Origin of the sequence: Vibrio cidicii, assembly GCF_009665415.1 — a bacterium.
GTDB lineage: Bacteria > Pseudomonadota > Gammaproteobacteria > Enterobacterales > Vibrionaceae > Vibrio > Vibrio cidicii.
This window is the reverse complement of the sequence record NZ_CP035921.1, coordinates 467,538-484,783: the sequence shown is the minus strand read 5'-3', so window position 1 is coordinate 484,783 and position 17,246 is coordinate 467,538. Positions and strand designations below refer to the sequence as shown.

At 48.5% G+C, this 17,246-nt stretch carries 16 protein-coding genes; 8 read left to right on the top strand and 8 right to left on the bottom strand.

The window, feature by feature from the left end:
- Window positions 1–45 precede the first annotated feature (45 nt).
- A complete protein-coding gene (locus EWA64_RS03205) occupies window positions 46–1,257 on the bottom strand; it encodes a putative manganese transporter (RefSeq protein ID WP_061895557.1) in 1,212 nt (403 codons plus the stop codon).
- A 210-nt stretch (window positions 1,258–1,467) separates the two neighbouring features.
- Here EWA64_RS03205 and EWA64_RS03200 point away from each other — a divergent pair, with 210 nt between their 5' ends.
- Complete coding sequence (locus EWA64_RS03200; RefSeq protein WP_039437646.1) at window positions 1,468–2,373, top strand: manganese-dependent inorganic pyrophosphatase; 906 nt, start codon at window positions 1,468–1,470, stop codon at window positions 2,371–2,373.
- Window positions 2,374–2,515: 142 nt separating this feature from the next.
- Window positions 2,516–2,905: a DUF2750 domain-containing protein gene (locus EWA64_RS03195; protein WP_039429631.1), complete on the top strand. Its 390-nt coding sequence runs from the start codon at window positions 2,516–2,518 to the stop codon at window positions 2,903–2,905.
- Between the two features lie 80 nt (window positions 2,906–2,985).
- On the opposite strand, the gene EWA64_RS03190 is transcribed toward EWA64_RS03195, so the two are convergent.
- From EWA64_RS03190 to pspF, 7 genes are all read right to left on the bottom strand, one after another.
- Window positions 2,986–3,774, bottom strand: a complete 789-nt coding sequence (locus tag EWA64_RS03190) for a DUF2927 domain-containing protein (RefSeq protein WP_082796717.1) — start codon at window positions 3,772–3,774, stop codon at window positions 2,986–2,988.
- A gap of 53 nt (window positions 3,775–3,827) precedes the next feature.
- The gene (locus tag EWA64_RS03185) at window positions 3,828–4,613 is read right to left on the bottom strand and encodes a peptide ABC transporter ATP-binding protein (protein WP_061895558.1); all 786 of its coding nucleotides are present in this window, start codon (window positions 4,611–4,613) and stop codon (window positions 3,828–3,830) included.
- Window positions 4,610–5,605, bottom strand: a complete 996-nt coding sequence (locus EWA64_RS03180; RefSeq protein ID WP_039429627.1) for a peptide ABC transporter ATP-binding protein — start codon at window positions 5,603–5,605, stop codon at window positions 4,610–4,612. Before EWA64_RS03180 ends, EWA64_RS03185 begins: the two co-directional genes overlap by 4 nt.
- Window positions 5,605–6,492, bottom strand: a complete 888-nt coding sequence (sapC, locus tag EWA64_RS03175; RefSeq protein WP_061895559.1) for a putrescine export ABC transporter permease SapC — start codon at window positions 6,490–6,492, stop codon at window positions 5,605–5,607. The genes EWA64_RS03180 and sapC overlap by 1 nt, the downstream gene beginning before the upstream one ends.
- Window positions 6,479–7,441, bottom strand: coding sequence for an ABC transporter permease (locus EWA64_RS03170; protein WP_061895560.1), 963 nt, complete (start codon window positions 7,439–7,441; stop codon window positions 6,479–6,481). Before EWA64_RS03170 ends, sapC begins: the two co-directional genes overlap by 14 nt.
- Entirely contained in the window at window positions 7,441–9,057 is a 1,617-nt protein-coding gene (gene sapA / locus EWA64_RS03165; protein ID WP_061895561.1) for an ABC transporter substrate-binding protein SapA, read from the bottom strand. The genes EWA64_RS03170 and sapA overlap by 1 nt, the downstream gene beginning before the upstream one ends.
- 209 nt (window positions 9,058–9,266) lie before the next feature.
- Window positions 9,267–10,301: a phage shock protein operon transcriptional activator gene (gene pspF, locus EWA64_RS03160; RefSeq protein ID WP_061895562.1), complete on the bottom strand. Its 1,035-nt coding sequence runs from the start codon at window positions 10,299–10,301 to the stop codon at window positions 9,267–9,269.
- Between the two features lie 225 nt (window positions 10,302–10,526).
- Between pspF and pspA the strand changes: the two genes are divergently transcribed.
- The 6 genes from pspA to EWA64_RS03130 all read left to right on the top strand — a co-directional run bounded on the left by pspA (window position 10,527) and on the right by EWA64_RS03130 (window position 17,201).
- A complete protein-coding gene (gene pspA / locus EWA64_RS03155; RefSeq protein WP_061895563.1) occupies window positions 10,527–11,198 on the top strand; it encodes a phage shock protein PspA in 672 nt (223 codons plus the stop codon).
- A gap of 14 nt (window positions 11,199–11,212) precedes the next feature.
- On the top strand, window positions 11,213–11,446 hold the full coding sequence (pspB, locus tag EWA64_RS03150; RefSeq protein ID WP_039429614.1) for an envelope stress response membrane protein PspB: 234 nt from the start codon (window positions 11,213–11,215) through the stop codon (window positions 11,444–11,446).
- The gene (gene pspC / locus EWA64_RS03145) at window positions 11,439–11,828 is read left to right on the top strand and encodes an envelope stress response membrane protein PspC (RefSeq protein WP_061895564.1); all 390 of its coding nucleotides are present in this window, start codon (window positions 11,439–11,441) and stop codon (window positions 11,826–11,828) included. Before pspB ends, pspC begins: the two co-directional genes overlap by 8 nt.
- A gap of 157 nt (window positions 11,829–11,985) precedes the next feature.
- Window positions 11,986–13,017 (top strand): efflux RND transporter periplasmic adaptor subunit, encoded by a 1,032-nt coding sequence (locus EWA64_RS03140; RefSeq protein ID WP_061895667.1) that lies wholly within the window; start codon window positions 11,986–11,988, stop codon window positions 13,015–13,017.
- A 1-nt stretch (window position 13,018) separates the two neighbouring features.
- Complete coding sequence (locus tag EWA64_RS03135; protein WP_061895565.1) at window positions 13,019–14,101, top strand: efflux RND transporter periplasmic adaptor subunit; 1,083 nt, start codon at window positions 13,019–13,021, stop codon at window positions 14,099–14,101.
- Window positions 14,094–17,201: an efflux RND transporter permease subunit gene (locus EWA64_RS03130; protein WP_061895566.1), complete on the top strand. Its 3,108-nt coding sequence runs from the start codon at window positions 14,094–14,096 to the stop codon at window positions 17,199–17,201. Before EWA64_RS03135 ends, EWA64_RS03130 begins: the two co-directional genes overlap by 8 nt.
- Window positions 17,202–17,246: the final 45 nt, after the last annotated feature.

Genomic DNA, 17,246 nt, shown 5'->3' with positions numbered 1-17,246 from the left:
GGATAGCCCTCCTTGCGAAAAGGGGGGCACGGCCGATAAAGTGGTTTACTCAAATAAGAGCAGATAGCCATAACCGACCAAAAACGCCGGGATAGACGAGTAAATCGTCGCAATCAAGGCCGCTTTGGGCGCCATCGCTATCGCAGGGAAGAGCGCATCACCGTCATTAGAGATGGCATTTGCCAATTGTGCAGACAAAGGAACCGCCCCAGAGAGGTATAAGCCCGTGACTAAAATCTGCGGGCCGCATCCGGGCAGCATACCAACCGCTAAGCCAACCAGCGGCATCCATAGTCCCCAACCTGCCAGCGATTCGGTGAGGTTGATGCCGGAAAAATGGTTGAACAGCTCAAAGGCGAGAAAAGCCATGATCACCCAAGCGCTGACGAAATTGGTGTCTTGTGCTGCTTTTTGCATTGGGTGTGAGCCCGCCTTTTTTTCATCTTCAGCCACCGTCGACTGGTAATCCTGTAACTCTTTGGTGAGCGCCCAAAGCAACATACAAACTATGGCTAACAGAGCACCCAGCCATTCAATGCGCTCTTCACCAAGACCCAACCACTGATTGATATCGACTTGAAATGAGCCAAGCAGGGCAACGATAGCACCTGGTATAATCATCCATTGCCAGAACGTGCCTTGCAGATTAATCGCATGCTGCTGCACCTGAGTAAGATCTTCAGACGTTTTTTGGCACGAGATATCACACACCGCTTTTTCAGGTTGGTTTGGACGCAGAAAATCATCGGCATGAAAGTAGTTCACCGTCAGGCCCGAAAGCGTACCTACTACCACCTCAAGAGCAACCACACCCAACCCAGTGATGGGCTCGCTGGCCAGCAAAAGAAACGCCGCATCGCCCATAGTGGCGGTCAATACGGCAACAATAGCGCCAAAGCCAATTCGCCCGCTCACAAACTGAGTGGTGACGACAATCGCACCGCCACAGCCGGGTAGCGCGCCTAACAGGGCGGCAAACAATACCTGATAGTTCCGAGAATAATGGTACAAACGGGTTAGGGCATTATCTTTTTTCAACACACGCGCCAAGTAATGATAAATCACTAAGGTGAGCGCCACATAACAAGAGACAGCCCAAAATGAGTCAGACAAGGCGGTAACAGTCAGGGCTTGAGTGCTTGGCGTCACCAGTAAAGCGACCAGGAATACAGGTAACACCAGACGTTTGTACGCAAAGTGAAACTGTGAGAGATAAAATGGATTTGTCCATTGTTGTACAGATTTCGTCATCTCCATAGGCACCTCACAACATACAAATAGGAATTATTCTCATTATATGTAAATGACAATTATTCTCAAATGATTTCATGCCCTTTGTTTGAAACAGCGCTTTTCTTGTTTTCGGCCAATGACATTCTAAAAAAATCAGGTAAAGTATGCGGCTTTGTGAGCATACCCGCTGAGCGGCAGCGTGGCGGGAATAACAATATTGAGATAGGAAAGACAATGATTCTAGTTGTAGGTCATAAAAACCCGGACAGTGACAGCATTTGTGGCGCTTTGGTGGCAACTGAGCTTTTGAAAGCTCGCGGCCTTGAAGCGAAAGCGATTCGCCAAGGCGAAATCAACCGCGAAACTCAACACATTCTTGAAACCGCTGGCGTTGACCAGCCAGAACTGCGCACCAGTGTCGCAGGCGAGAAAGTGTGGCTGGTTGACTACACGGACTTGGCTCAAGCGCCAGATGACATCAACGAAGCAGAAATCTTGGGTATTGTTGACCACCACCGTTTAGGTGACGTGATGACTGTCAATCCACTTGAAGCATGGATCTGGCCTGTGGGCTGTACCTGTACCATTTTGTTCAACCTGTTCAAAATGGAAAATGCGCCAATTACACGTGAGCTGGCGACACTGATGATGTCTGCCATTCTTTCCGATACCGTTGGTTTCGCATCTCCAACTTGCACGGAAAAAGACAAAGCGGCAGTGATGGAGTTGGCAGAATTGGCTGGCGTTGCGGATCTTGATAAGTTCATCAAAGATCTACTGATTGCTAAAACAGACATTGAAGGCTTGTCTGCGGCGCAGTTGGTGGAAAAAGATCTTAAAGCTTACCCATTTAATGGCCGTGATGTGGTGGTTGGTCAGGTTGAATTGGCGACGCTTGAGCAGGTTGATGGCATGATTGATGCGCTTGAAGCGGATCTGCAACGTCGTTGTGACGAGCAAGCGCTGGCGTTTGCTGCCGTGATGCTCACCGACATCACAACTGCGCAGACACGTCTGATTTACAAAGGTGAATGGGCTGAGAAATTGGCAAAACACCAAAAAGACGGTTTGCTGATGATGGAAAACACCCTAAGCCGTAAAAAGCAAGGCTGGCCTTGGCTGCAAGTTGAGTTGGCTTAAGCGGCAGATGAGCGCCGAGTGTTTGCACTCGCGCTGGTAGAACCATGGGGATTACCCCATAATGGAAACGCCCATTTGCGACCGCAGGTGGGCGTTTTTACTGGTCAATTTTGGCCCATAACGGCACGAGCGGAGATTCGCCATGACGACCCCTTTATCTCAAGATCAAATCCGAACCATCAACAGCTACGACCAAGAGCAGCGCCTGCGTTACTGCATTAAAGAGATTGTTGCCCAGCGCCAAGTGTGGATCCTCACCGATGAGCATGGTTGTGTGATGCTCAACAGTGACGAAGACGAGTGCGTGCCAGTCTGGCCAAACAAAGAATTTGCCGAAGAGTGGGCGACGGGCGATTGGCAAGAGTGTCAGGCGGAGTCTATTTCGCTCAATAAATGGCATAGCCGCTGGACGCAAGGTTTAGAAGAAGACCAACTGTCGGTCGCAGTTTTTCCAAGTATCAACGAAGAAGGGGTGATTCTGTTCCCTGACGAGTTCGATTTTGAGCTGAAAAAGCAGGCCGCTCGCAAATAAGTTGGCTGACAGAAATGTGACAAGTATAGAAACGGCGCAGGTGAGCGCCGTTTTTATTTCAAGTAATATTTGTCGCCCAATCAGTAACCTACTAGCGCAAAAAGTTCCGCACTCTTGGCCGTTTTAACCGCGTTCTTCAAGGTGCCATCTTGCTCGAACTGGCGTAAAACCCGCTCAATGACGGGCTTGACTTCGCTTTCTGACATGCCTGCTTTAATTTCTGGATGATAGAGCAGGGCAATCAATACTACATCCAACGGTGACAGCAGCTCTTCCGGTGAGTGGTCATTAAATATCGAAGGATAGGCCTCATCAGAATCATTCGGTAAGCCAAGCACTTGGGTAATCTCTTCCACCACGCAGGCAACCAGTTTGCCGTATTCTCGCGCCTTGTCGACCGGGATAACCACAGCGCCAGAATAGATCGCGCCATTTTTTTGCTTGAATCCTGCTTTACAAATGGCACTGGCGAGCTCTTCGTCAGACGCTTTGCCTATCCATTGACTCACCACTTGTTGATAGTTTGCTTCTTGAGTGAACACCCAAACCACGTTGGCTTTTTTTCGGCTACTGGTGACTTCAATCGTCAATCCCGTGAGTTGTGCTAAATGGGCGATGTGCATTTGTAGCAGTTGATTGTGCAGCGCTTGGTCACCAACCTGATGTTCAACAAAAATAGAGATGGGCTCTTGCCACTTGCGAATGGGCTTTTCCCCCGGGCTGTATTCGTCACGCAACGCCACTTGAATAAAGGCATTTTCGACAAACGTGGGGTCACGCCAGGTTTCGATATTTGGAGCGGAGTGCAGGGCGGGAGAGCAAAGCAGCACAAGAAAACCTTTCCACAGAGACTTAACCGTGATCTTCATTCGTAACTCCAATGCCTGATCTTCTCAATTGGGCAATGCCTTTGCTGCCAAGCTCAATAATGAACGGGCGCTTTATAGAAATGGTTTTCAACCAAGCGTTGTGTGATCGGGTGTTGAGGATCGCCAAGGACCAGTTGTGTCTCACCAGACTCGACTACATCGCCATCATGCATCACCATCACTTTGTCCGTAATGTGTTTGATGATACCGATGTGTTGCGATACATAGACAAACGACACGCCCATTTCCTCTTGAAGTTCAAGAAACAGGTTGATGATCTGCGAACGCATGGCCATATCCAAACCGTTAAGGGCTTCATCGGCGACAATAATCGAGGGTTGCAGAATCAGCGCTCTGGCCAAACAAACACGCTGCTTTTGCCCGGTAGCCAGCATCTGTGGGTAAAAGTAGGCGTGTTCAGGTAGCAAGCCAACACGCAGTAAAGTGTCTTTGACACGTTTGAGACGCGCTTCTGGTGGCATGTTGGTATTTCGCTTCAGCGGCCCTTCCAAAATTCGCCCAATCTGAATGCGCGGGTTGAGCGAGGTGTTAGGGTCTTGGAATATCATCCGGATAAGCTTACAGCGCGTGGCGTAATCTTTATGTTCCAGCCTTTCACCATTGACGCGGATCTCGCCTGACGTGGGTTCAACCATGCCTGCCAGCATGCGAGCCAGAGTCGATTTTCCTGAGCCGTTTTGACCGATAAAACCGATGGTTTGCCCTGCTTCTAGGGTAAAACTCACTGGTTTGACCGCATGTTGAACTTTGCGTCTAAACAAGCCTGAACGAGTGACAAAATCTTTGCACAGATTGTCCACTTCCAGCAGAGCACTCATGAATCTTTCTCCGTATTAAGAGGGAAATGACAACTGAACTTGTGATTTTTAATTCGTCTTGCGTAAGGGATTTCCACACATTGGCGCTGTGCGTATGGACAACGAGGGCCCAGTCGACAGCCTATAGGCAAATGTTGCAAAGGTGGAATCGATCCGGGCAAGGATTGCAATTTCTGCTTGTGCGGGATCCAGTGGTTAAAATCGGGCATAGCCTTAAGCAGTGCGTCTGTGTATGGATGCTTAGGTCCTTCCAATATTTTATCGGTATCTGCCGATTCGACCGATTGGCCACAATACATCACAGTGATGCGGCTAGCCCACTGAGTAATGTTGGTTAAATCGTGGCCGATCAACAAAATAGTGGTGTTGTTGAGCTGGTTCATGCGACTGAGCAGACGCAAGATCTGATTTTGTGTGATGGGATCTAAGTCATTAGTCGGTTCGTCAGCGATAAGCAGTTTTGGCGCGGTGGCGATGGCCATCGCAATCATCACTTTCTGACATTCCCCATCAGTTAGCTCATAGGGGTAGCTTTTCATCAAGCGTTCGTGATCTTTGATCCCCACTTTGTGCAGTAAGGCTATCGCGCGTTTTTTGCGCCATTTAAAGCGCTCCCACCATTTTCCATCGAAAGTGCGCGATGGAATCGATTCAATCAGCTGATGGCCAACCTCTTCAGAAGGATCCAAACAGGTCGAAGGTTCTTGAAAGATCATCGCGATATCGCGAGCAATAACACGCCGCCGCTCGCTCGGTGTGAGCTGGAGCAAGTCGATGTTGCCGAGTCGCATACGGTCTGCGGTTATTTTCCAGTTGTCTTTGCAAACCCCGACAATCGCTTTCGCGACTAAGCTTTTACCCGAGCCTGATTCGCCCACTAAGCCACGAATTTCCCCTTCATTTAAGGTTAAACTCATTCGGTCAACCGCTTTGACCAAGCCTTGTGGCGTTTCGATTTCTATCGTCAAATGACGAATGTCTAACAGCGGCATTATTCAATCCCCGCATTGAGCGCGCGGCGCACACCTTCGCCGACTAAGTTGATTACCACCACGGTAAACATGATCGATAAACCCGGCAGGGTGACCGTCCAAGGTGCTAAATAAATCAGTTCAACCGAATCACCTATGATTGCGCCCCATTCGGTGCTAGGCGCTTGTGCGCCAAGGCCCAGGAAGCCGAGTGCAGTGATATCGAGAATTGCCACCGAGAGCGCCAAAGTCAACTCGGCAGCGACAACCGTCAACACATTCGGCAAAATTGAGTTCCACAGCAAGTAGAAGTCATTTGCTCCATCCAGTCGCGCGGCCAGAATGTAGTCTTTCTCTACTTCCGTGTGCACTGCAATATAAACCGAGCGAATAAAACGTGGGATAAGTGCTAAACACACTGCGAGCAATACCGTCATCTCGCCAACGCCGAAAAACGCCACAAAGATGATCGCCAAAAGGAGTGAAGGAATGGACATAATGGTGTCGAGTAAGTGGTTCAAAGTACTCGATAGTAGTCCCTTGGTCATACCAGCTAAAATACCGATAACGCAACCCAAAAACGCCGCGATGGCAGTGACGATGACGGCAGCGCCGAAGGTCGGTTGAGTGCCCATGATCAAACGCGACAGAATGTCGCGGCCAAGGTCATCGGTACCGAGAAAATAATCCACTGTGCCTGCCGGGTTCCATGACGGCGGATGCAAAAGCTGGCTGGTTTGCGCTTGTGGATCGTAAGGCGCGAGCAGCGGCGCAAACAGCGTGACGAGCGTTATTAACGCCAAACACCATAAACCAAACATCGCGAGGTTGTTACTGCGGAAACTCCGCCAGAAACGCTCGAACTGTGTTGGAATATGCTCTTCCTGGTAGACGCTATCGGTTAGCATACCATTCCTTCCTTACCAGAGGGTTTATCATCGCGCCAATCAAGTCTGACAGAATATTTGCTGTCAAAACCAGCGTCGCCACAACCATAACGCCTGCCTGAATCGAAACATAATCTCGGTTGGAGAGGGCATCCAGCAGCCACCGTCCCACTCCGGGCCAGTTAAAAATTGATTCGGTGATGATCACCAGCGTCAGCATACTTGAAAGTTGTACGCCCACTTTGGGAATAATCGGCGGTATGGCATTGCGCATTACGTGTTGAGTGACAATTTGCCGGGTCGTTAAACCTTTGATTCGCGCAGCACGAATGTAGTTTTGGCTCATGACATCGGCCACAGAAGCGCGCATCAAGCCAATCACTTGCGTCGTTGGCGCGAGCGCCAGCACTAGACAAGGAAGCACCAGATGTTCGATGACGCTTTGCAGTGCGTGCGCTTTGTAAGGTCCTTGAGCCAAAAACGCATCAACAATAGCGAAACCGGTGACATGTGGGATTTCGTAGAGCAAGTCATAGCGGCCCGACACGGGGAAGAGTTCAAAGTGCAACGAAAAAACCATCAACATCAGAAGTGCGACCCAGAAAAGCGGCGCAGAGTATCCCGACATAGAGATAAATGAGATGGTGGTATCCACCCATTTTCCTTGCTTCATACCTGCAATCGTGCCAAACGGAATACCGATAAATAGCGCCAGTAGAAAGGCCAGAATACACAACTCCAGTGTCGCGGGAAACACCACTGCCAGCTCATCAAAGATTTGGTTGCCATTCTTGCTCACGCCAAAATTAAGCTGAGTGAGTTCGCTGAGATAAAGCTGCCAACCTTGCCAAAAATCCGCTCTTGCCCAGACGGAATCAGGCTCTAGGCGCAGAATGGAAAAGCCAGCGATGGTCAGAATCGTCAGCGTAATGACAAACAGATTCAGTCGTCGAACCGTGTACCAAAACATTAATAGGTTCTCTCCACACTGTCGAAAGGTTGTGAGTTAAACGGGCTGGATTTAAAACCAACCAGAGATTTGTCATGGGCGCGAAATTGCACGCCGTGTGCCAATGGAATGACAGGAAACTCTTCATTGAGGATGTTCTGTGCTTGGCGATATAAGTTTAAACGATAACGATTTTTTTCGGTTTCAAGCGCCAGATCGAGCAGAAAATCGAAATCACTGTTGCACCACATCGCCACGTTAATGCCAGCAAGCTCTGAATTACACGACAGCAGTGGGCGCAGAAAGTTATCCGGATCACCTGTGTCAGCGACCCAGCCAGTGAGAATCAGGTCGGCGAGTGTTTCGTCGGGTAATACTCGCTCGAAACGCTCTTCATAAAGCAGATTGAGTTGAATCCCAATATCCGCCAGATTAGCTTGAATCAGTTCTGCGGTTTTACGTGGGCTCGGATTGTAAGCACTCGGCTCAGAAGGAACCCACATAGATAGTGTTAATCCGCTCTCATAGCCAGCCTCACGCAGCAGTGCTAAGGCGTAGTTACGGTCAAAACGGATTTTGACGCTGTCTTTTTGGTAAGCCCAAGAACTTGGTGGTAGCAAGGTGTAAGCGAGTGTCCCCGTACCATAGTAGACCGAATCGAGGATGTTTTGTCGATTTATGGCTAAGTTGAGCGCCTGTCTAACGCGGACATCTTGCAGGGCTAAGTGGCTGGTATTAATGGCAATAAATGCGACGTTCATCGCTGGTGTTGCCGTTAGAACCATGTTGGGATGCTTTTCAATGACGGGGATCTGGCTTGAGATCGGCGAACTAAGCACATCACATTCGTTACGTAGCAATTTAGCCAACGTTCCCGTTCCACGCTGAGAAATATCGAATACGACTTGTTCCATCTTAACGGGGCCTCGCCAGTAGTGCTCATGGCGGCGCAAACGAACCAGATCGTTGATTTGAAACTCATCGAGTGCAAAAGGGCCACTACCCACAGGATAGAGATCCATTCGCTCTTTGCTGTCTTGTTGTGCCAACTGATGGCCATATTCGGCGGAAAGGATCACCGCGTGGCTGGTGGCGAGATTCGATAAAAAAGCAAAGTTAGGACGGCTGAGAATGAATTTTACCTGATGATTGGAAAAGGCAACCACATCGGTTAATAAGTTCGCCAGATCGATTCCCGTAAACCAAGGATAACTGCCACCGCCGACCAGATGGTAAGGGTGTGTTGGGTCAATGATACGACGAAAACTGAACACTACATCTTGCGCGTTAAGGTTGCGAGTTGGGGTAAACCAAGCTGTGTTTTGAAACGCGACATCAGTTCGCAGATTTAAAATGTATTCGGTGCCCGATTTATTCACCTGCCAATCTTGGGCAATACTCGCGATCGGTTGATGAGTGGTGGGATCTAACGTGAGCAGGGTATCGTAAATTTGCGGACTCAATGCATCAGCGGTAATGCCGCTATCAATGAGCTGCGGGTTAAAAGTTTTCAGATTACTCTGGCCGCAGAATACAAAACCGCTCTTACGGATTTCCGTGTGGTCAACTTCATTACCACATCCCGTAAGTAGGCCGATGCCAATCAATCCGAATGCAAGCTGTATCAATGTTTTCATAAAATGAAACGTTTCGTATGGATGAGCTGAGAATCAGCGCCAAAATAGCGCACTAATCTACCATTTTTATCACTGGGCTCCAAACACAAATTCGTTTTTCAGCAAGGCGTTATCACGGCTATTTTTCTCATCAGCCGAAGCATGTCAACCCGAGCAAACGGACTCTCGTGATTGTGTTAAGTGTAACATTGTCACGCTGCTTTTTCGTGCTAGTTTTGCCCAACTAATGCGTATTTTCTCACCATGCCGCGAAACTGATGATAACTCAAACCGAGCAAGTCAGCGGCTTGGCGTTGGTTGTATTTACTCTCTTCTAATACTTGAGTGAGCAGCAAAATATCTTGGTTCTCTTGCCACTGCTTATAATCCAATGGGAACTTAAACTGGGTGATGGGATGCTCTGCCGTTTCTGTAAGGTTGCTCGCTTGCGGTTTAGCGGGTGAAGCGACCGGACTTGCTACGGTGTTTTTTTGCTCCCAATTGGTAGTAAACGGGTTAAAACTCAGTTCATCGATAGGTTCAGGATCGAGCCCGTGGCGGTAGATAGCTCGTTCGACCACGTTTTTTAATTCACGCACATTGCCTGGCCATGGGTATTCGTTCAACTGGTTTTGGGCGTTTTGCGTAAAACCGACGAAGTAATCGAGTTTTAGCTCGCGACACATCTTGATTGCATAGTGTTCGGCCAACAATAAGATATCTTCGCGACGCTCTCGAAGTGGCGGCAACATAATGACGTCAAATGCCAGCCTGTCTAACAAGTCGGCGCGAAAAACCCCGCTTTCTGCCATTTGTGGTAGATCAGCGTTAGTCGCGCAAACCAGCCGCACATCGGCAGTCAGTGATTGTTGGCCACCAACTCGCTCGTATTCTCCATATTCAATCACCCGCAGCAGCTTTTCCTGAACCATAAGTGGTGCTGTCGCCAGTTCATCGAGAAATAAAGTCCCACCTTCAGCCCGTTCGAAGCGACCTTTGTGCTTTCCTTTTGACCCCGTAAACGAGCCAGATTCGTGACCAAACAGTTCGGAATCAATCAGACCTTCGCTGAGTGTTGCGCAATTAAGTGACAGTAGTGGTTTATCCCAACGCTTTGAGAGATAGTGAAGCCGCTGGGCTATCAACTCTTTTCCTGTGCCACGTTCGCCAATGATCAAAACCGGGCGTTCAATAGGCGCCAATTGCGATACTTTGTCTAGCACAGCAAGAAAAGCCGGCGATTCACCGATAAGGTTTTGCTTCATAACATCCTTCTCATGGTCAGCAGAGGCGAGGTGGTAAAATTTGCCAAAAATTGGTGATAATCATCATAGCATAGTGTGGCGTTCAGACAATGAAATTGCTATCTACATGAAAAAAAAGAAATTTTAAGTTGGCACACTTATTGTTATATCTTTAGCAACCAAGTATTTTATGTCGTGCACCCTAACGCAGCGCACGAGTCCAGAGAGTGACAGAGGAGTTTCATTATGGGCATTTTTTCTCGCTTTGCAGACATTATCAATTCCAACATCAGCGCCTTGCTCGACAAGGCTGAAGACCCGGAAAAAATGATTCGTCTCATTATTCAGGAAATGGAAGACACACTCGTTGAGGTGCGCACCAACTCGGCGAAAGCGTTGGCAGATAAAAAAGAGCTGGCGCGTAAAGTTGAAGCGATGGAAGCACAGATCGCCGATTGGCAACAAAAAGCGACCTTAGCGTTGAGTAAACAGCGTGAAGATCTGGCGCGTGCCGCGCTAATTGAAAGACAAAAATTGCAAGATATCATTAAAGGGCTGCATACTGAGCAAACCTTAGTTGAAGAAACCATCGAAAAGTTGACAGGTGAGATCGGCAAACTGGAAACCAAAATTGCCGAAACACGAGCCAAGCAGCAAGCGTTGACCATTCGCAATCAAGCCGCGTCAAATCGTCGCGATGTACAACGTCATCTCAGTTCTGGCCGCACCCATGAAGCGATGGCAAAGTTTGAACAGTACGCGCGTAAAGTCGATGAGCTTGAAGCGGAAGCGGATCTCTACGCCAACAGCGGCGCGTCCAAATCACTTGAACAAGAGTTTGCCGAACTTCAGGCGCAAGACGAAATTGAACAAGAGCTGGCAAAGCTAAAAGAGCAAGTTAACTCACAAGAAAAATAATCCAAGGAGCCACTATGACGACATTTGTGATCGCTGGACCATTAATTGTCTTTCTGATTTTTGTCGCACCACTTTGGCTGTTCCTTCATTACCGTAGTAAGCGCAAAGCCAGCAGCGGGCTATCGAATGTCGATCTGCAAAGGCTAGAGTCTCTATCGGAGCGAGCGGAATCGTTACAAAACCGACTCGAGACTCTGGAACGCATTCTCGATGCAGAAACACCCGATTGGAGGCGCAGATATGAGTGATAGAGAACTGTACCGTGACCCGGTGAATGGCAAACTTTCTGGCGTGTGTGCGGGTATTGCCAATTTTTTCGGTGCGGAAGTGTGGCTGATTCGTATCTTAGTTATTTCAGCGGCGCTGCTCGGCGGCAGCTTTCTGGTGATTTTGGCCTATGTCGCGATGACGTTGATGCTGGAAAAGCAGCCGATGAGATATGAAGAAAATCTTAAGGCAAAACAGGAGCATAAGCTTAAAGCAAAGCCTTGGCAGGCAGGGCAAAGTGCGGAAGAGCTACTGTCTGTGTTAGAAAAAGATTTTAGTCAAATTGAAGGTAAGGTTCGTGATATGGAAGCGTATGTGACGTCGGATACATTCAAAGTAAACCGCGAGTTTAGCAAGCTTTAATCGAGCCAAGTGCCACTCAAATCAAAAGAAAAACTGAGAGCAAGCTTTGAGCTTGCTCTTTTTTTTGTCTGATTCCAACTTAATTCAAGCTTTACACTGGAACAAAAAGCGTACGCTGCCTAAGGTTTAGTTACTTCAATCTAACCGGATGATTACCATGCGAAAAGCGTTTGTTTTTCTGGCGGTTGCGGCGACAGTCAGTGGCTGTGGCCGTGAACTCCCGCCTATTCCTGAACCAGAATCCAGGCCCGCTAAGTTGTTCACTGTTTCCGTTGGCAATACCCAGTTTGAACGCTCATTTCCCGCTATTTCGGAGGCTGGAGACAAAGCCGTGTTGACTTTTCGGGTTCCCGGACAGTTGCAAACCATCGAAGTAACCGCAGGGCAACGTGTGAGCAAAGGGCAAATACTGGCCTCGTTAAACCCCGATGAGTACGCCTTACTTAGCAAACAAGCCAAAGCGAATTTTACCTTGGCTGACGTGCAGTATGAACGCTTTAGAAAACTACGTACCGACAAAGTGGTTTCAGAACAAGACTTCGACCAAGCTCAGGCTAATCATAATTCGGCGCGTGCCACTTTAGAGCAAGCGGAAGCTAACTTGCGGTACACCAAACTGGTTGCGCCTTATGATGGCACCGTGTCACTGGTGGTGGCGGAGAAACATCAGTATATCGGGGCGAAGCAGGCGGTGATGAACATTCAAAGTAATCAATTGTTAAAAGTGATTTTTCAACTGCCAGGCCACCTGCTTGGCCGCTTTTCTTCAGAAAAAGAACCGATGGCGAGCATGAAGTTTGATGCTTTTCCGTCTCATCAATTCCCTTTGCGTTTTCAAGAAATTGATACGGAAGCAGATGCTAAAACAGGCAGTTACAAAGTTACTATGATCATGGAGCGCCCACAGGAGTTGGGAGTGCTGCCGGGCATGGCTGGGAATGTACAGGTTGTGGCCTCTTCCAACATGACAACACAAATTCCACAGAGTGCGATTTTTATGCGCGATCAGCGGCAGTACGTTTGGCGCGTAGATAAAGAGGGTGTCGTTGAGGCGGCACCGATTGAACTCAATCCTAAGCGTGAAGTCTTGAGCGGCCTTCAGGATGGTGACAGGATCATTATTTCTGGTGTCAGTGGTATAGAAGCAGGAATAAAAGTGCGTGAATGGATCAAAGAGCGAGGGCTGTAACGTGAAGCAATGGACCTATTTTTGTATCTTGGCCAGTGTAGGGTTGAGTGGTTGTAGCGAGCCGCAGCAAACAAAAAAGCCGCTGATACCAAACGTGAAAGTGGCCAATCAGGTGGACAACGCAATACCAGACAGTCTCTATTTTCCTGCGGTGGCTCATGCCGCACAGAGATCTCAATTGAGCTTTCGCGTCGCTGGTGAAGTCACTAATCTGCATGTCCGTGAAGGGGATAGGATCCTCAAAGGCGCAGTGATCGCAGAACTCGACCCAACCGACTATCGATTAGAGGTTGAAAATGCCCAAGCGCGCTTTTCCGTGGTGGACAGCCAGTTCAATCGCTCCAAGCCTTTGGTTGAAAAAGGGCTATTGGCAAAATCGCAATTTGACGAAATTGCGGCGCAAAGAGAAATTGCCCTAGCCGAATTAGAACTGGCTAAATTACGCCTCTCATTTACTCAACTGAAAGCGCCGATGGATGGCATTATCTCTCGCGTTAATGTTGAGAAGTTTGAGAACGTACAAGTTGGCCAGCAAGTGGTCAATATTCACAGCTTGGATGCGGTAGAAGTGCTAATTCAATTGCCAGATCAACTCTATACCAATCAGCCATCCCAAGAAAAATTATCGCAAATTCAAACGAGTGTCCGTGTTCCCAGCGGCAATGAATATGTGGCAAGCATTCAAGAGTTCACCACAGAACCCGACCCCGCAACGGGCACATTTACCGTCACCCTGTCGATGCCTATGCCGAAAAACGAGTTTATTCTCGATGGCATGGCGGTGGAAGTGACGGCGAGAGGCGAGCAAATGGGATTGGATCTCAATCGAGGGATCCGAGTACCAATCGAAGCGCTGTTCAATGCTGATGGCGACTCACTCAATACTGACAATAAATTTGTCTGGATCGTGAATGCCGATAGTACGGTAAGTAAGCGCAAAGTTGTGGTCGGTAAAGCCTCGAAAGAGAGCGTGCAGATCTATCAAGGCTTAAACAAGGATGATCAAGTCGTGGTCGCGGGAGTTGCCAGACTGCGGGATGGCATGGCGGTAAACGTGATTGCTCAGGAGGCTGGCAATGAATGACAACACACAACGCTCGCCTCAAGGCGACCAAGAAATAGCGGGAATTGCGGCCTATTTTATTCGTAATCGTGTAATCAGTTGGATGATTTCGCTGATTTTCTTGATTGGCGGCACGGCGGCTTTTTTTGGTCTAGGACGTTTGGAAGACCCTGCTTTTACTATTAAAGACGCCATGGTGGTGACCTCCTATCCCGGAGCAACACCGCAGCAAGTCGAAGAAGAAGTGACCTACCCGTTAGAGAAAGCCATTCAACAGCTTCCGTATGTAGATGAAGTGAACTCCTTGTCGAGCCGTGGCTTGTCACAAATCACCGTCTCAATGAAAAAGAACTACGGGCCAAATGACTTACCGCAGATTTGGGACGAGCTGCGTCGCAAAGTCAATGACTTGAAAGGCCAGTTACCGCCGGGTGTTAATGCTCCGCAAGTGATTGATGATTTTGGTGACGTGTACGGCATTTTATTGGCGATAACTGGGGAAGGTTACAGTTACAAAGAGTTGCTGGACTACGTTGATTACTTACGTCGAGAGCTGGAGCTGGTGGACGGAGTCAGTAAGGTATCGGTGTCTGGGCAGCAACAAGAACAAGTGTTTATTGAAGTTTCGATGAAGCGTTTGAGTAGCCTTGGTCTTTCTCCCAACACAGTGTTCAACTTACTTTCAACCCAGAATGCGGTATCGGATGCCGGAGCGATTCGCATTGGCGATGAGTACATTCGTATACATCCTACTGGCGAGTTCCAGAATGTGGATCAACTGGGCGATTTGATCATCACAGAGAATGGTGCGCAGGGGCTGATTTATCTGCGTGATGTAGCAGAGATCAAACGCGGATATGTTGAGGTTCCGAGCAATATCATTAACTTTAACGGCAAATTGGCGTTGAATATTGGTGTTTCCTTTGCTCAAGGTGTCAACGTGGTAGAAGTTGGTAAGCTGTTTGACCGACGTTTGGCCGAACTCAAATATCAACAACCCGTTGGGATTGATATCGCAGAAATTTACAGTCAGCCGAAAGAAGTGGATAAATCGGTGAGTGGGTTTGTCGTAAGTCTGGGGCAGGCGGTAGCGATCGTCATCATAGTGCTACTCTTTTTTATGGGGTTGCGTTCAGGCTTGTTGATCGGTTTGATCTTGTTACTTACCGTGCTCGGTACCTTCATCTTCATGCAGTATTTTAAGATCGATCTGCAACGTATTTCCCTAGGGGCTTTGGTTATTGCGCTGGGAATGTTGGTTGATAACGCCATTGTGGTGGTCGAAGGTATCTTAATTGGCACACAAAAAGGACGAACACGTCTTCAAGCCGCGACGGATATTGTCACGCAAACCAAATGGCCTTTGCTCGGTGCTACGGTGATCGCTGTAACGGCCTTCGCACCGATTGGTTTGTCACAAGATGCAACGGGTGAATACTGTGGCACGCTCTTTACTGTTCTGTTGATTTCCCTGATGTTGAGTTGGTTCACTGCTATCTCTTTAACTCCATTTTTTGCCGATCTCTTTTTTAAAGGTCACAAGGTGAATACGCAGCAGAGTGGAGATGAGGTTGACCCGTATCAAGGGATGATTTTTGTTATATATAAAAACTTTCTCGAGTTCTGTATGCGGCGCGCGTGGCTGACAATGGGGGTACTATTAGTCGGCTTGTTCGTCAGCTTGTATGGCTTTACTTTAGTTAAACAGGCGTTTTTCCCATCGTCTACCACACCGATATTCCAAGCAGACATCTGGTTGCCTGAAGGCACTGATATTCGCGCGACCAACACCAAGCTCAAAGTGTTGCAAAACTGGCTGGCTGAACAAGATGGTGTGGAGCACGTCACGACAACGGCAGGCAAAGGTTTACAGCGTTTTATGCTCACTTACGCACCGCAGAAAAGCTACGCAGCCTATGGCGAAATCACCACCCGCGTGACGAACTATGAAGCACTGGCACCGCTGATGGCGAAGTTTCGCCAATATATCGGCAATCACTTCCCGGAAATTAACTACAAGTTAAAACAGATTGAATTAGGCCCCGGTGGTGGCGCGAAAATCGAGACGCGTATTGTGGGATCGGATCCGACCGTACTGCGCTCCATCGCATCACAGGTGATGGATGTGATGTATGCAGATCCAGGCGCGACAAATGTCCGTCACAATTGGCGAGAACGGACTAAAGTACTTGAGCCGCAATTTAATGAAAGCCAAGCACGCCGCTATGGCATCACTAAATCGGATGTGGATGAATTCCTCGCGATGTCATTCTCGGGAAAAGCGATCGGGGTCTATCGTGATGGGACAACCTTGATGCCGATTGTGGCGCGTTTGCCCGAAGCTGAGCGTGTTGACATTCGCAATATCGAGGGGATGAAGATCTGGAGCCCGGCTTTGGGTGAGTACATTCCCTTGCAGCAGGTCACTTTGGGGTATGAACTCAAGTGGGAAGATCCGATCATAGTGCGGAAAAACCGCAAGCGCATTCTCACTGTGATGGCCGACCCAGACATTTTAGGTGAAGAGACCGCTGCGACGCTGCAAACCCGACTGATGCCAGCAATTGAAGCGATTCCGATGCCCCCTGGCTATTCGTTAGAGTGGGGCGGCGAATATGAGTCATCAAGAGATGCGCAAGCCTCGCTGTTTCAGACCATGCCGATGGGGTACCTATTTATGTTCCTTATCACTGTGTTCCTGTTCAATTCAGTTAAGGAACCTCTCATCGTCTGGTTAACGGTACCACTGGCGGTGATTGGTGTGACGACGGGTTTACTCGCACTCAGCACCCCATTTGGCTTTATGGCGCTACTTGGTTTCTTAAGCCTCTCGGGTATGTTGCTGAAAAATGGTATTGTGCTACTGGATCAGATCGAAATAGAAATGAAATCGGGTAAAGACCCTTATATTGCGGTGGTTGATGCCTCGCTCAGTCGTGTGCGTCCGGTGTGTATGGCGGCAATAACCACCATTTTAGGCATGGTGCCGTTACTGCCTGATATTTTCTTCAAACCGATGGCAGTGACCATTATGTTTGGTCTTGGATTTGCGACGGTACTGACATTGATTGTCGTACCTGTGTTGTATCGTCTGTTCCATAAAGTGGCCGTGCCGAAATAAGGCATGGGAGAGTATTGATTTGATGCGCTTTGTTGGGGGAGATTA

What these genes read in the sequence shown, in the direction of transcription:
- pspA (WP_061895563.1), top strand. Translation starts at nt 10,527, where the DNA reads ATGGGCATTTTTTCTCGCTTTGCAGACATTATCAATTCCAACATCAGC.
- EWA64_RS03130 (WP_061895566.1), top strand. Translation starts at nt 14,094, where the DNA reads ATGAATGACAACACACAACGCTCGCCTCAAGGCGACCAAGAAATAGCG.
- EWA64_RS03180 (WP_039429627.1), bottom strand. Translation starts at nt 5,605, where the DNA reads ATGCCGCTGTTAGACATTCGTCATTTGACGATAGAAATCGAAACGCCA.
- sapA (WP_061895561.1), bottom strand. Translation starts at nt 9,057, where the DNA reads ATGAAAACATTGATACAGCTTGCATTCGGATTGATTGGCATCGGCCTA.
- EWA64_RS03190 (WP_082796717.1), bottom strand. Translation starts at nt 3,774, where the DNA reads ATGAAGATCACGGTTAAGTCTCTGTGGAAAGGTTTTCTTGTGCTGCTT.
- EWA64_RS03205 (WP_061895557.1), bottom strand. Translation starts at nt 1,257, where the DNA reads ATGGAGATGACGAAATCTGTACAACAATGGACAAATCCATTTTATCTC.
- EWA64_RS03170 (WP_061895560.1), bottom strand. Translation starts at nt 7,441, where the DNA reads ATGTTTTGGTACACGGTTCGACGACTGAATCTGTTTGTCATTACGCTG.
- pspF (WP_061895562.1), bottom strand. Translation starts at nt 10,301, where the DNA reads ATGAAGCAAAACCTTATCGGTGAATCGCCGGCTTTTCTTGCTGTGCTA.
- sapC (WP_061895559.1), bottom strand. Translation starts at nt 6,492, where the DNA reads ATGCTAACCGATAGCGTCTACCAGGAAGAGCATATTCCAACACAGTTC.
- EWA64_RS03200 (WP_039437646.1), top strand. Translation starts at nt 1,468, where the DNA reads ATGATTCTAGTTGTAGGTCATAAAAACCCGGACAGTGACAGCATTTGT.
- EWA64_RS03140 (WP_061895667.1), top strand. Translation starts at nt 11,986, where the DNA reads ATGCGAAAAGCGTTTGTTTTTCTGGCGGTTGCGGCGACAGTCAGTGGC.
- pspC (WP_061895564.1), top strand. Translation starts at nt 11,439, where the DNA reads ATGAGTGATAGAGAACTGTACCGTGACCCGGTGAATGGCAAACTTTCT.
- EWA64_RS03195 (WP_039429631.1), top strand. Translation starts at nt 2,516, where the DNA reads ATGACGACCCCTTTATCTCAAGATCAAATCCGAACCATCAACAGCTAC.
- EWA64_RS03185 (WP_061895558.1), bottom strand. Translation starts at nt 4,613, where the DNA reads ATGAGTGCTCTGCTGGAAGTGGACAATCTGTGCAAAGATTTTGTCACT.
- pspB (WP_039429614.1), top strand. Translation starts at nt 11,213, where the DNA reads ATGACGACATTTGTGATCGCTGGACCATTAATTGTCTTTCTGATTTTT.